Origin of the sequence: Streptomyces sp. NPDC048361, from assembly GCF_040651795.1 — a bacterium.
Taxonomy (GTDB): Bacteria; Actinomycetota; Actinomycetes; order Streptomycetales; family Streptomycetaceae; genus Streptomyces.
In genome coordinates this window covers 64965-78410 of the sequence record NZ_JBEZKW010000037.1, presented here as the reverse complement: position 1 = coordinate 78410, position 13446 = coordinate 64965, and the positions used below count along the sequence as shown (strand labels likewise).

The 13446-nt window shown below is 72.1% G+C and carries 10 protein-coding genes; 3 read left to right on the top strand and 7 right to left on the bottom strand.

Translation table 11 applies throughout. The features are described 5' to 3' along the window. Nucleotides 1-97 precede the first annotated feature (97 nt). Nucleotides 98-922 carry a DUF3097 domain-containing protein gene (locus tag AB0D31_RS21730; protein WP_362725519.1) on the top strand — a complete coding sequence of 275 codons (825 nt, stop codon included), beginning with the start codon at nucleotides 98-100 and terminating at the stop codon, nucleotides 920-922. 424 nt (nucleotides 923-1346) lie between these two features. On the opposite strand, the gene hemW is transcribed toward AB0D31_RS21730, so the two are convergent. From hemW to lepA, 3 genes are all read right to left on the bottom strand, one after another. After that, nucleotides 1347-2579 (bottom strand): radical SAM family heme chaperone HemW, encoded by a 1233-nt coding sequence (gene hemW / locus AB0D31_RS21725; RefSeq protein ID WP_362725516.1) that lies wholly within the window; start codon nucleotides 2577-2579, stop codon nucleotides 1347-1349. A gap of 137 nt (nucleotides 2580-2716) precedes the next feature. Beyond that, on the bottom strand, nucleotides 2717-4600 hold the full coding sequence (locus AB0D31_RS21720) for a long-chain fatty acid--CoA ligase (protein ID WP_362725513.1): 1884 nt from the start codon (nucleotides 4598-4600) through the stop codon (nucleotides 2717-2719). A gap of 247 nt (nucleotides 4601-4847) precedes the next feature. Next, entirely contained in the window at nucleotides 4848-6713 is a 1866-nt protein-coding gene (gene lepA, locus AB0D31_RS21715; protein WP_362725510.1) for a translation elongation factor 4, read from the bottom strand. Nucleotides 6714-6940: 227 nt separating this feature from the next. Here lepA and rpsT point away from each other — a divergent pair, with 227 nt between their 5' ends. Next, on the top strand, nucleotides 6941-7207 hold the full coding sequence (gene rpsT, locus AB0D31_RS21710; protein ID WP_362725508.1) for a 30S ribosomal protein S20: 267 nt from the start codon (nucleotides 6941-6943) through the stop codon (nucleotides 7205-7207). Nucleotides 7208-7505: 298 nt separating this feature from the next. On the opposite strand, the gene AB0D31_RS21705 is transcribed toward rpsT, so the two are convergent. From AB0D31_RS21705 to AB0D31_RS21690, 4 genes are all read right to left on the bottom strand, one after another. Further along, complete coding sequence (locus AB0D31_RS21705; protein WP_362725505.1) at nucleotides 7506-8342, bottom strand: 4'-phosphopantetheinyl transferase superfamily protein; 837 nt, start codon at nucleotides 8340-8342, stop codon at nucleotides 7506-7508. Continuing rightward, nucleotides 8339-10285 (bottom strand): acyl-CoA dehydrogenase family protein, encoded by a 1947-nt coding sequence (locus tag AB0D31_RS21700; RefSeq protein WP_362725502.1) that lies wholly within the window; start codon nucleotides 10283-10285, stop codon nucleotides 8339-8341. The genes AB0D31_RS21705 and AB0D31_RS21700 overlap by 4 nt, the downstream gene beginning before the upstream one ends. Nucleotides 10286-10289: 4 nt before the next feature. Further along, nucleotides 10290-12014 (bottom strand): fatty acyl-AMP ligase, encoded by a 1725-nt coding sequence (locus tag AB0D31_RS21695; RefSeq protein ID WP_362725499.1) that lies wholly within the window; start codon nucleotides 12012-12014, stop codon nucleotides 10290-10292. A 103-nt stretch (nucleotides 12015-12117) separates the two neighbouring features. Then, nucleotides 12118-12456, bottom strand: a complete 339-nt coding sequence (locus AB0D31_RS21690) for a DUF6059 family protein (protein ID WP_362725497.1) — start codon at nucleotides 12454-12456, stop codon at nucleotides 12118-12120. A gap of 280 nt (nucleotides 12457-12736) precedes the next feature. Between AB0D31_RS21690 and AB0D31_RS21685 the strand changes: the two genes are divergently transcribed. Then, nucleotides 12737-13351, top strand: coding sequence for a response regulator transcription factor (locus AB0D31_RS21685; protein ID WP_362725494.1), 615 nt, complete (start codon nucleotides 12737-12739; stop codon nucleotides 13349-13351). The last annotated feature ends 95 nt before the right edge of the window (nucleotides 13352-13446 follow it).

Genomic DNA, 13446 nt, shown 5'->3' with positions numbered 1-13446 from the left:
CCCGCTCTGACCCCGCCCGCGCCGCATCCCCCGGGGGCCAACCCCCGGACCCCCGGCCGCACATCCTGCCTGTCCCGCCGCCCCGAATGATGAGGCCATGCGCAGCTACAGCCCCGATCTGACCCCGCCCTGGAAGAAGAAGCAGGCGCCTGTTCCCGAGGTTCCCGCCGAGACCGATCTCGTCGTCGAGGAGGTCTCCTCGGGGTTCTGTGGGGCCGTGATCCGCTGCGAGAAGACGGCGCAGGGGCCGACGGTCACCCTGGAGGACCGCTTCGGCAAGCACCGGGTCTTCCCGATGGAGCCGCGCGGCTTCCTCCTGGAGGGCCGGGTCGTGACGCTCGTACGCCCCTCCGCCGCCGCGCCCGCGCCGGTACGCCCCTCCCGCACCGCGTCCGGCTCGGTGGCGGTGCCCGGGGCGCGGGCACGGGTCGCCCGGGCGGGCCGGATCTACGTCGAGGGTCGGCACGACGCGGAACTCGTGGAGAAGGTGTGGGGCGACGACCTGCGCATCGAGGGCGTCGTCGTGGAGTACCTGGAGGGCATCGACGACCTTCCCGCGATCGTCGCCGAGTTCGCGCCGGGGCCGGACGCGCGGCTGGGTGTTCTGGTGGACCACCTGGTCCCGGGCTCGAAGGAGTCCCGCATCGCCGCCTCCGTGAACCATCCCGACGTGCTGATCGTCGGCCACCCCTACATCGACGTGTGGGAGGCGGTGAAGCCGGCCTCCGTGGGGATCGCGGGGTGGCCCGTGGTGCCGCGGGGGCAGGACTGGAAGACGGGGGTGTGCCGGGCGTTGGGGTGGGCGGAGAACACGGGGGCGGCGTGGCAGCGGATCCTGTCGGGCGTGCGGTCCTATCGCGACCTGGACCCGTCCCTGCTCGGCTCCGTGGAGCACCTGATCGACTTCGTCACCGCCCCCTGACCGGCCATACCGGTGCCGGGTGCCCTACCGGGGGCGCGGGGCTGTGCCTGTTGCGCGGCTCCGCCACGGCGGGCGCGGGCGACCCAGCACGGTCCGCAGACGAAAGCCGGCGTTACTGGGGCTCCGCCCCAGACCCCGGGGGCTGCCCCACCCCGCCCCTTCCCGAAACCCTCCGGGGGTTATGAACGGGCTGAGGTTCAGGATTCTGGGGCTCCGCCCCAGACCCCGATCGCGCCCGAAAGGCGCTCGTCCTCAAACGCCGGACGGGCTGAAGAGGCCCGAGACCAGGCACCCTGCCAAGGGGCGCGAGGATGCCGCGACTGGGCACGCTGCCAAGGGGCGAGGATGCCGGCGCTGGGCACCCTGCCAAGGGTCACCCACCCGGGGGCGCGGGGAGCATGCCGGCCGGCGTCGGCGGGGCCGGTCAGTCGACCAGGTCCCGGACGACCGCATCGGCAAGCAGCCGCCCCCGCAGGGTCAGGACCGCCCGCCCCGCTTCGAAGGCGGACTCCGAGAGCAGCCCCGACGTCACGGATTCCCGCGCCGCGGCGAGCCCGGCCGGCCGGAGCAGATCGAGGGGGCAGCCCTCGCGGAGGCGGAGCTCCAGGAGGATGCGCTCCACCCGGCGGTCCTCGCAGGACAGGAGTTCCCGGCCGGCACCCGGAGAGCGGCCACCCGCCAGCGCGGCGGCATACGCACCGGGGTGCTTCACGTTCCACCACCGCACCCCGCCCACGTGGCTGTGGGCGCCCGGCCCGGCCCCCCACCAGTCGGCCCCGCGCCAGTACAGCTCGTTGTGCAGGCAGCGGCCGGCCTCCGTGGTGGCCCAGTTGGAGACCTCGTACCAGGAGTAGCCCGCGTCCCGCAGCACCTCGTCCGCGATGAGGTAGCGGTCCGCGTGTTCGTCGTCGTCCGTCATCGGGACCTCGCCGCGCCGGATGCGGCGGGCCAGCTGCGTGCCCTCCTCGACGATGAGGGCGTACGCGCTGATGTGGTCCGGGCCGGCACCGACCGCCGCGGTGAGCGAGGCCCGCCAGTCGTCGTCGCTCTCCCCCGGCGTGCCATAGATCAGGTCCAGGTTGACGTGGTCGAAGCCCGCCGCGCGTGCCTCGGCGACACACGCCTCGGGCCGGCCCGGCGTGTGGGTGCGGTCCAGGACCTTCAGGACGTGCTGCCGGGCGCTCTGCATCCCGAAGGAGACCCGGTTGAACCCGCCGGCCCGCAGCTCCGCCAGGTACGCGGGGTTCACCGACTCCGGGTTCGCCTCGGTCGTCACCTCCGCGTCGTCGGCGAGACCGAACTCGTCGCGTACCGCCGCCAGCATGCGTACGAGATCGGACGCCGCGAGCAGGGTCGGGGTGCCGCCGCCGACGAACACCGTGCGCACCGGGCGGGGGTCCCCGTCGAGCACCTTCCGGGCGAGGCGGATCTCCTCGACGACCATGTCCGCGTAGTTGTCGCGGGAGGCCAGGACACCGCCCTTGCCGACCAGTTCGCTCGCCGTGTACGTGTTGAAGTCACAGTAGCCGCAGCGCGTCGCGCAGTACGGCACGTGCAGGTAGAACCCGAGGGGCCGGTCCTGCGCGCCCTCCAGGGCATGGCGGGGCAGCGACCCGTCGTCGGGCATGGGATCACCATCGGGCAGTACGGAAGGCATGCCCCCATTGTCCGGCACGCCGGGAGCGGCCGGGGTCACGCCGGCCGGGGGCCCGCCGGTGCCGGCCGGGGCCGGCCGGGGCCGGGCAAGTCGCCCCACCCCGCGCCCCACCCCCCGCCTACGGCCCGCGGCCCCGCTCAGGCCTCCCGGGAGCCCGCGTACATCTCGTCGATCAGCGCCCGGTACTCGCGCTCCACCACCGGCCGCTTCAGCTTGAGGCTGGGGGTCAGCTCGCCGTGCTCGACGTCGAGGTCGCGCGGGAGCAGCCGGAACTTCTTGATCGTCTGCCAGCGCTGGAGCCCCTCGTTGAGGCGCTTCACGTAACCCTCGACCATCTCCACCGTCTGCGGGGCCGCCACCACGTCGGCGTACGACCCGGTGAGGCCCTGCTCCTTGGCCCAGCCGAGGATGGTGGGCTCGTCGAGGGAGATGAGGGCGGTGCAGAAGTTCCGGTCGGCGCCGTGCACCAGGATGTTGGAGACGAACGGGCAGACCGCCTTGAACTGACCCTCGACCTCGGCCGGCGCGATGTACTTGCCGCCGGAGGTTTTGATGAGGTCCTTCTTGCGGTCGGTGATCCGCAGGTAGCCGTCGGCGGAGAGCTCGCCGATGTCGCCGGTGTGGAACCAGCCGTCGGACTCCAGGACTTCGGCGGTCTTCTCGGGCAGCCGGTGGTAGCCCTCCATGATGCCGGGGCTGCGCAGCAGGATCTCGCCGTCGTCCGCGATGCGCACCTCGGTGCCGGGGAACGGCTTGCCGACGGTGCCGGTGCGGTAGGACTCGCCGGGGTTGATGAAGGAGGCGGCGGAGGACTCGGTGAGGCCGTACCCCTCCAGGATGTGGATGCCGGCGCCGGCGAAGAAGAAGCCGATCTCGGGGGCGAGGGCCGCCGAGCCGGAGACGCAGGCCCGCAGCCTGCCGCCGAACGCCTCGCGGATCTTGCTGTAGACCAGCGCGTCGGCGACCTTGTGCTTGGCCGTGAGGGCGAAGGGCGCGCCGGGGCGGCCGGTGCGCCGGTAGTTGTCCTGGCTGACCTTGGCGTACTCGCGGGCCACTTCGGCCGCCCACTGGAAGATCTTGTACTTGGCGCCGCCGCCCTCCCGGGCCTTGCTCGCGACGCCGTTGTACACCTTCTCGAAGATGCGGGGCACCGCGGCCATGTAGGTCGGCTGGACCACCGGAAGGTTGGTGATGATCTTGTCGATGCGGCCGTCGACCGCCGTCACATGGCCGACCTCGATCTGCCCGGAGGTGAGCACCTTGCCGAAGACGTGGGCGAGCGGCAGCCACAGGTACTGCACGTCCTCGCCGGTGATGAGGCCGGTCGCGGCGATCGCCTTGGCCATGTACGACCAGTTGTCGTGCGGGAGCCGGACGCCCTTGGGGCGGCCCGTGGTGCCCGAGGTGTAGATGAGGGTGGCGAGCTGGTCGGCGGTGATGGCCGCGATCCGCTCCTTGACCGTGCCGGGGTTCTTCTCCAGGAGGGCCGCGCCGCGCGCCTCCAGGTCGGCGAGGGTCAGCACCCAGCCCTCGGGGTCGCCGTCGGCGGGCTCGGCGCCGGCCGGGTCGATGACGACGACGTGGCGGAGGTCGGGCAGCTCGGCGCGGCGCTCGCGGGCCTTGGCCAGCTGGGTGGCGTCCTCGGCGATCAGGACCCGGCTCTCGGAGTCGGCGAGGATGAACGTCGATTCCTCGGCGTTGGTGGAGGGGTAGATCGTGGTCGTGGCGGCGCCCGCGCACATCACGCCGAGGTCGGCCAGGATCCATTCGACGCGGGTGGAGGAGGCGAGCGCGACCCGCTCCTCGGCCCCGACCCCGAGGCCGGCGAGGCCCGCGGCGATGGCGTAGACCCGCTCGGCGGCCTGGGCCCAGCTCAGCGACTTCCACTCGTCGGGGGCGGTGCCCGTGCCCGGTACCGGGTAGCGGTAGGCCTCCGCGTCCGGCGTCGCGTCCACGCGCTGGACGAAGAGGGTCGCCACGGACGGCGGCCGGTTCTCGATCAAGGTCTGTGTGTCGCTCACGACGTCCTCCGGGCTGGCCTGCGGCAAGGCTGCGCGACTGGCTGGTTGTCCGAGTGTGGCTGGCTGTCCGACGCTTGTTTAACTGGCGAGTAACCATCGGGCCGTGATCAGAGTAGAGCGCCGCCGCCGGTCGCGTAAGGGCCTACGGAGAGTGGTTTCATAACGAACGGACCCCCGCGCGAAGGCCCGGGGGTCCGTTGTGACGATGGTGCGAAGACCCCGTGATCAGGGGCGCGGCACAGGCGTACTACTTCTTCTTGCCGCCCGAGTCGTCGCTGGAGAGCACGGCGATGAAGGCTTCCTGGGGGACCTCGACGGAGCCCACCATCTTCATGCGCTTCTTGCCTTCCTTCTGCTTCTCCAGAAGCTTGCGCTTACGGGAGATGTCGCCGCCGTAGCACTTGGCGAGGACGTCCTTGCGGATGGCGCGGATCGTCTCGCGGGCGATGACCCGGGAGCCGATCGCGGCCTGGACGGGCACCTCGAAGGCCTGCCGCGGGATGAGCTCGCGCAACTTGGCGACCAGGCGCACGCCGTAGGCGTAGGCGGCGTCCTTGTGGCAGACGGCGGAGAAGGCGTCGACCTTGTCGCCGTGGAGCAGGATGTCGACCTTGACGAGGCTCGCGGCCTGCTCGCCGGTGGGCTCGTAGTCGAGCGAGGCGTAGCCGCGGGTCTTGGACTTCAGCTGGTCGAAGAAGTCGAAGACGATCTCCGCGAGCGGCAGCGTGTAGCGGATCTCGACGCGGTCCTCGGAAAGGTAGTCCATGCCGAGCAGGGTGCCGCGCCGGGTCTGGCACAGCTCCATGATCGAGCCGATGAACTCCGACGGGGCGAGGATGGTGGCCCGCACGACCGGCTCGTACACGTCCGAGATCTTGCCCTCGGGGAACTCGCTCGGGTTGGTGACGGTGACCTCCTTGCCGTCCTCCAAGACGACGCGGTAGACCACGTTGGGCGCGGTCGCAATGAGGTCGAGGTTGAACTCGCGCTCCAGGCGCTCGCGGATCACGTCGAGGTGGAGCAGGCCGAGGAAGCCGACGCGGAAGCCGAAGCCGAGGGCCGCGGAGGTCTCCGGCTCGTACACCAGGGCGGCGTCGTTGAGCTGGAGCTTGTCGAGGGCCTCGCGCAGGTCCGGGTAGTCCGAGCCGTCCAGCGGATACAGACCGGAGAAGACCATCGGCTTCGGGTCCTTGTAGCCGCCGAGGGCATCGGTCGCGCCGTTGTGCAGGCTGGTGATGGTGTCACCGACCTTGGACTGACGCACGTCCTTCACGCCGGTGATGATGTAGCCCACCTCGCCGACGCCGATGCCGTCGGCCGGGGTCATCTCGGGGGACGAGACGCCGATCTCAAGAAGCTCGTGGGTGGCGCCGGTCGACATCATGCGGATGCGCTCGCGCTTGTTGAGCTGGCCGTCGACCACACGGACATAGGTGACGACGCCGCGGTAGGAGTCGTACACCGAGTCGAAGATCATCGCGCGGGCGGGCGCGTCGGCGACGCCGACCGGGGCGGGCACGTCGCGCACCACACGGTTCAGGAGCGCGTCCACCCCGACGCCGGTCTTCGCCGAGACCTTCAGGACGTCCTCGGGCTGGCAGCCGATGAGGTTGGCGAGCTCCTCGGAGAACTTCTCGGGCTGCGCGGCCGGCAGGTCGATCTTGTTGAGGACGGGAACGATGGTGAGGTCGTTCTCCATGGCCAGGTACAGGTTGGCCAGCGTCTGCGCCTCGATGCCCTGGGCGGCGTCGACGAGCAGGACGGTGCCCTCGCAGGCGGCGAGCGAGCGCGACACCTCGTACGTGAAGTCCACGTGACCCGGGGTGTCGATCATGTTCAGGATGTGGGCCTGGCCCTGGCCGGGGCCCTCGGTGGGGGCCCACGGAAGACGGACCGCCTGGGACTTGATCGTGATGCCGCGCTCGCGCTCGATGTCCATGCGGTCGAGGTACTGGGAGCGCATCTGCCGCTGGTCGACCACGCCGGTCAGCTGGAGCATCCGGTCGGCAAGGGTCGACTTGCCGTGGTCGATGTGGGCGATGATGCAGAAGTTGCGGATCAGCGCCGGGTCGGTACGGCTCGGCTCGGGCGCTTTGGGAGGAGTCGCGGGCACGCAGGGTCCTGATTCTTGAGGCCCGCGGGTCTGATCGCGGCGCCTCGTCTCGGGTCGACGACGGTTCAATACGTAAGGAACAGCCTCCATGGTCCCACGCCCGCGGGCCTGCGCCCGGTTTGGGCTGGTCGCGAGGCGGCTGGTAACGTGGACAGCTGTGTCTCGTCACCCTTGTGGCGGCAGGACACGACCGAAGATCGAATCATCGAACCTGCAAAGGCTCTTTCGTGGCGAACATCAAGTCCCAGATCAAGCGGAACAAGACGAACGAGAAGGCGCGCCTGCGCAACAAGTCCGTCAAGTCCTCCCTGCGCACCTTCATCCGTAAGGCCAACGAGGCTGTCGCCGCCGGCGACGCCGAGAAGGCCACGGCTGCGACCCGCGCCGCTTCGCGTCAGCTGGACAAGGCTGTCTCGAAGGGTGTCATCCACAAGAACGCCGCCGCCAACAAGAAGTCGGCGCTGGCGCACAAGGTGGCCGGCCTCCAGGGCTGACGCACCCCGCTTCATCTGATCGACCCGCCCGACGGGATCCAGCGGCCCCTCTACCGCTCCCGGACGGCACCCCAGTGCCGCGCGCGGACGCGTTCGCCACGCGGGCGCGGTGCTAGTGAAAAGTAACGCGAAGGCCCCGTCGCCTCCTTCCCCAGGAGGCGGCGGGGCCTTTGTGCTGTCCGCGCGCGGCCGTACCGTACGCGCTCAGTGCGGTACGCGGCCCACCGGGGCGGCTGCGTGCGTACGGCAGCCCGCCGAGGCGCTCAGTGCGGTACGGCACGGCAGCCCACCGGGGCGCTCAGTGCGGTACGCGGCCGACCAGGTCGACGACCTCGCCGAGGAATCCCTCGTCGAGCATGGTGGAGACCGCGGTGTCGCCGTCGTCGCGCAAGCCCGTGTCCTGGCAGGCCACCCCCACCAGATAGCCGCCGTCGAGCGCGAAGGTGTCGAAGACCCACTCGCCGTGCGAGGCCGGCTCGCCCTGCGGGGTGAGCAGGGTGGTGGCCTCCGCGTCGAAGCCGAACTGGGTGAAGCCCATCCGCATGCCCTGCCCGAGCGCCTTGGTGTACGCCTCCTTCAGCGTCCAGGTGCGCACCAGGCTGCGCTGCTGCTCGGCCTCGTCGAGACCGGCGAGCCAGCGCCGCTCGGCGGGGGTGCACAGGTGGCGCTGGACGGCGGAGTACTGGATGCGGCGGTCGGCGAGCTCGGTGTCGACGCCGACCCGGCCGCGCCGGTTGAGGCCCACCACGAGGAGGTCCCGGGTGTGGCTGAGGCTGACCTCGATCTGGTCGCAGCCGCGCAGATAGGGGCGCCCGCCCGCTTTGGAGGCGAGCTCCACCGTCTCGGGCGGGGTCTGCAGGGCGGCGCCCGCGGTGTACTTCACCAGGAGCCGGGAGGCGGCGAAGCGGTCGCGGGCCTCGGGGTCGGCCAGGTTGTTGAGGCGCTGCCAGTCGCGGGCGCCGAGCAGGGGGCGCAGCTGGGGGTCGGCGATGGCGGCGGGCAGCCAGTCCCGCCAGTTCGCGTGCACCACGACGTGGCCGTGCCATGCCATGGACTGCCGCACCCGGCTCCAGGGGCTGTCGGGTCCCGGCATCAGAAGGGGTTCGGCGATGCCCGTCCTTGTGAGGGGGCTCATGGGGTACCTGCTTCCGCCAGAGGCGCGTCGTGGAGATCGAGACTGCGGCCGGCCCGGAACCGTGCCAGCAGCTCCTCCGCCACCCGGTCGACGCAGTCCGGTGGCGGCGGAGGAAGGATGAGGCCGAGCCTGCGTCCGTAGCGGTGCAGCGCGAGCACCAGCCAGGCGGGGTCGGCGAGGAATCCGGCGCTGTCGCGGTGGTGCTCCCACACCGCGAGGGCGGCGCCCGCCGCGGCAAGGACGGAGTGCCGGTCGGCGAGGGCGGCGGCGGTGGGGCTCGCGAGCGCGGCCCGGTCGCCGGGTTCGATCAGGAGGCAGGCTTCGCGCACGGCGAGCAGATCGGCGTGGAAGGCGGCGGTCATCGTGCGGAGCACTTCGCCGTACGGGCCGTCGGGTACCGATCCCGCGAGGCGGGCGGCGGACGCGGTGAGCGACGCGGACAGGAAGTCGCCGCCGCCCGCGACTTCGAGGCGGCCGATGTCGAGGTGGGGAACGGGTTCGGTGGTACGGAACAGGGCGGCGGGCGGCGCGGGCTCGCGCCCCCACGAATGCCGTGCCAGGACGGGGAGTTGGGGTATGACGACGGCCTGGCAGGAGGCGGTTCCGGCGTGGCCGAGCCCGGCGGCGGGCAGGTCGCGCAGGAGTTTGCTGAGCATGCCCTGGTCGGTGTCGCGGCTGTAGCCGCCCGCGCCGAGGACGGTCGCGAGCTCTTCGAGGTCGTCCCTGAGCAGATCCGGTACGAGGTATTTGAGTTCGGCGGCGGCGAGATGGGCCGCGCCGGGCAGCAGGGACAGGGCGCGCAGTACGGCGGTCGCCATGGCGTCGCCCGCGAGCAGATCGGCGAACACCCCGGCCAGGACGCCGCGTTGACGGCGGCCAAGGGTGGATCCGGCGAGCGCGGCCCGCACGGCGGCGCGCAGCACGGTGTCGACGGAGGCGATGACGGCGCCGGTGATCAGGGTGCGGTTCAGCTGGAAGGTGCGCAGCGCGAGCCGCACGCCGGAGCCGACGTCGCCGACCAGTGTGTCGCGCTCCACCTCGCACTGGTCGAACTCGTATCCGGCGAAGCGGCAGCCGCGCATCCCGGTGGTGGGCCTGCGCTTCAGCAACCGCACGCCGTCCGGGGAGAGTTGAGCAGGGTCAAGCAGGAACACCGAGTGGGAGGCGGGGCCGGGTGCTGGGTCGGTACGGATGTGGGCGACGACGGCGCCGGCGCGTTCGGCGTTGATGACGACGTCCTTGCGGCCGTCGAGGACGAAGCCGCCGGAGTGCTCCATGGCGCTGAGTTCGCCACGCAGCATCGCCGTGCCGTGGGCGAGTGAGCGGTGCACGATGGCCGCGCGGCCGCCCGACACGAGGAGCCGGGCCACGCGCTCGCGCTGGTGCGGTGAGCCGGCGGCGAAGACGGGGGCGGCGGCGAACAGGGAGGTGATGCCGTAGCCGAAGGCGAGGGCGACGTCGCGGCGGAAGACCGGGCGCAGCATCCGCATCAGCTGGTCGGCGTCGCGCAGCCGGCCGCCGAGCGCGACCGGCACCAGCTCGGCACCGAACCCCTCCTGGTCGAGCAACTCCTCGGCCGGACCCAGGAGTTCACCGTCCCCGTCGGCGGCGAGCAGCGCGCGAAAGCCCAGCGGGTTGGCGGGGTCGCAGGGGTCACCGAAACGGAATTCGAGCCGCTGCGCGCGCAGGCATGCGTCGGGGTGCCCGGCCCCGGGGTGCCCGGCATCGGGGTGGGCGGCATCGGGACGGCCGGCGCCGGGGTGTCCGGCGCCGGGGTGTCCGGCGCCGGGATGCGGGTCGCCCGGGTCGTGGCGTGCGGGCGCCGGGTTCGCAGTCTCGTGGCGTGCGGTCGCCGGGTTCGCGGTGTCGTGGCGTGCGGGCGCCGGGTTCGCGGTGTCGTGGTGTAGGGCCGGGTCCCCGGTCCGTACGGCGGTGTCGGGCATGGGCTCAGCCTCCTTCTGCGGCGTAGGGCGGCGCGGACGCGTACAGCGGGCGGAGTTCGCCGCGCAGATACAGCTCGCGCATGAGTGAGCGGCGGACCTTGCCGCTGGTGGTGCGGCGTACGGTGCCGGGGCGGACCAGCACCACGCCGCCGAGCGAGGCGCCGAACTCCTCGTGCAGGCAGCCACGGACGCGCTCGGCTAGGTCGGCGAGCTGGCCGTGGCTCCACCCCGCGCCGCGGATCTCCTGGATGGCCACGATCTGTTCGCGGTCGGCGGGCGCGGAGAGCACCACGGCGGAACCGAACGGGGCTCCGGCCGCGCCGAGTTGACGCTCGGCCTCCTGGGGGTGCAGGGTCCGGCCGTCGACGAGGAGGGCGTCCTTGATGCGGCCGGTCAGATACAGCTCGCCGTCGCGCAGCGCGCCGAGGTCTCCGGTGCGAAGGAAGCCGTGCTCGCCGGCGGCGGTGACGTGTCCGAAGGCGGCGGCGGTCTCAAGGGGGCGGTGCCAGTAGCCGTCGGCGACGGCTTCGCCGCGCACCCAGATCTCACCGACCGACCCGTCGGGCAGCACGGCGGAGCTCGCCGGGTCGACGATGCGTACGGTGACGCCGCGCGCCGGCCCGCAGCCCGCGAGGGTGCGCACCGGGTGGCCCGGCATCGGGGGTGACAGCTCGCCGCGTTCGAGGGCTTCGGCGGAGACGATGGCCGGGGCCGGCGGCAACCGGTCGGCGAGGCTGACCAGGAGGGTGGCCTCGGCGAGGCCGTAGCCGGCGGCGAGAGTGCCCGGACGCAGGCCGGCCGCGGCGAAGCGGTGGGCGAAAGCGGTGAGGGTGACGGCGGAGACCGGCTCGGAGGCGTTGACGGCGGTCCGCAGGGCGCTGAGGTCGAGGGCCGCGAGGTCGTCGTCGGTGACGGCGGCCAGACATCTGGCGTACGCGGAGTCGGGGGCCGCGGTGACGGTGACGCGGTGCCGGGCCGTCGCGCGCAGCCAGCTCAGCGGGTCGGCGGCGAACCGGCGCCCGGGCATCAGGACGGCGGTCGCGCCGAGCCAGAGCGGGTGCAGGAGCTGGCCGATGAGACCGAGGTCGTGATGGAGCGGGAGCCAGCCGCCGATGCGGGAGTCCTCGTCGGTGCCGAGCGCGGTGCGCAGACTCTCCATGGTGGCGAGGAGGTTGGCGTGGGTGACCTGGACGCCGCGGGGTGCGGCGGTGGAGCCCGAGGTGTACTGGAGCAGGGCGGTGTCGGCGCCGTCCAGGGCGGGCGGCAGCCATTCGTCGCCGCCGCCGCCGTCGTCGGGCAGGCAGTCGACGGCCAGGCACACCACCGAGGAGCGCCCGGCCCGGGCGAGGCGGCGGGAGAGTTCGGGGGCGTGCGCGGAGGCGGTGAGCATGACGGCCGCGTCGGTCTCGGCGGCGATCGCGGCGGTGCGTTCGGCGGCGGCCCGTGAGGTGTCCGGCGGTGGTACGGGGACGGCGACGGCGCCCGCGTACAGGCAGCCGACGAGGGCGGCGACGGTGTGCGGGCCGCCGTCCATCGAGATGAGGACGGGCCGGCCGGCCGCGCGGCGGCGCACCAGCGCGGCCGCGACGGTCCTGGCCCGTGCGTCGAGTTCGCGGTAGGTGCTCGTCTCGGCGTCGCCCTCACCGTCCAGGCAGAGCAGAGCGGTCCGTGCGGCCCGGTCGGCGAACCGTGCCGCCAGTGCCTGCGTGAAGCTCTTCGCTGGGGTCATCCTCAGCTCCCTGATGCTCGGACGGATGGTTGGCTCCTCCTACTCTGCGCGTCGCCACTGGACGGGCACTTGAAGATCAACTGTGCTGGGGCCGTACGGCCGCTCACCTTCTGCGTCCGGGCACCTCGTTCAGCAAGTCCTGCAGCAACAGGAGTTCCTGGCGGGTGAGCGGGACATCGGGGCGCAGCCGTTCGGGGTGGCCGGGCGGCGGGCCGTCGGCGTCCGTGCGCAGCATCAGCCGGAACCCGCTGTCGAGCGAGTGCAGCCGGGCCCTGTTCCCGTCCGCGGCGGCCAGATACATGTCGACACCGCCGTGCACCATGAGGGCTTCGCCCACGGGTCGCAGACAGCGGCCGACGAGGCGGCGCCACGAGCCCTTGGGACGGCGGCGGTCGGAGCCGTCGGCTCCGCCCGGAACATCCGGATTCTTCCCGCGGGCCATGTCAGAGAACACCTTCCGAGCTGGGGTGTCCGTTCATGTTCACGTCACCTATCCCTTCCCCCAGGCCGCCGGACGGCGCCTGGGTGGAGGGAGGATGGGACCGGCCACTTGAGCCGTGCTCGGGTGCCGGCCGGGTTCTGGCTGAAAGACGCGGGTGCGGATCCGCTCGTACCGGCCCTGAAACGGCGGGTTCCGGATTAGTCTCAGCCCCGGGCCCACGGCCGTGACCTACTGCATAATCGCTAGGACCGACCCATGATCCAGCACAACGGGGGGCACCATGGTGCGCGTTCTGATTGCCGAAGACATGCATATGCTGCGCAAGGCATTGGTGTCGCTCATTGAACTGGAGTCCGATCTGGAAGTGGTCGCCGAGCTGTCGTCGGGCACGGACATCGTGCCGACCGCGATGGCGATGCGGCCGGATGTCGCCGTCCTCGACATCGATCTGCCCGGCACCGACGGGATCACCGCGGCCGCGGGGCTGCACACCTCGGTACCGGAGTGCCGCACCCTCATCCTGACCAGCCTGGGCAGACCGGGGAACCTCAGACGGGCGCTGGCCGCCCACGTCTCCGGTTTCCTCCCCAAGGACTCCGACCCCGACAGTCTCTGCGCCGCGATCCGCCAGGTGGCGGCGGGCGAGCGGGTCATCGACCCGCAACTGGCCCTCGCCACGCTCGACTCGGGCCCGTCACCGCTCACCGACCGCGAGCGCGAGGTGCTGCAACTCGCCTCCGAGGGCATGGAGGCCGGCCAGATCGCGTCCCGGCTCCATCTGTCGTCCGGCACGGTACGCAACTATCTGACCTCGTCCGTCAGCAAACTCAACGCGCGTAACCGGGTCGATGCCATCCGAATCGCCCGCGAGGCGGGCTGGCTGCATTCGGTCTGACCCCGGCGGCGACACCTGCGGCAGCCCGAGAGGAAACGTTCCCTCGGGGTCGCGGGTGTGGCGCACGTGGAGGGAAGCGGGGCCCGGGTCCGGGG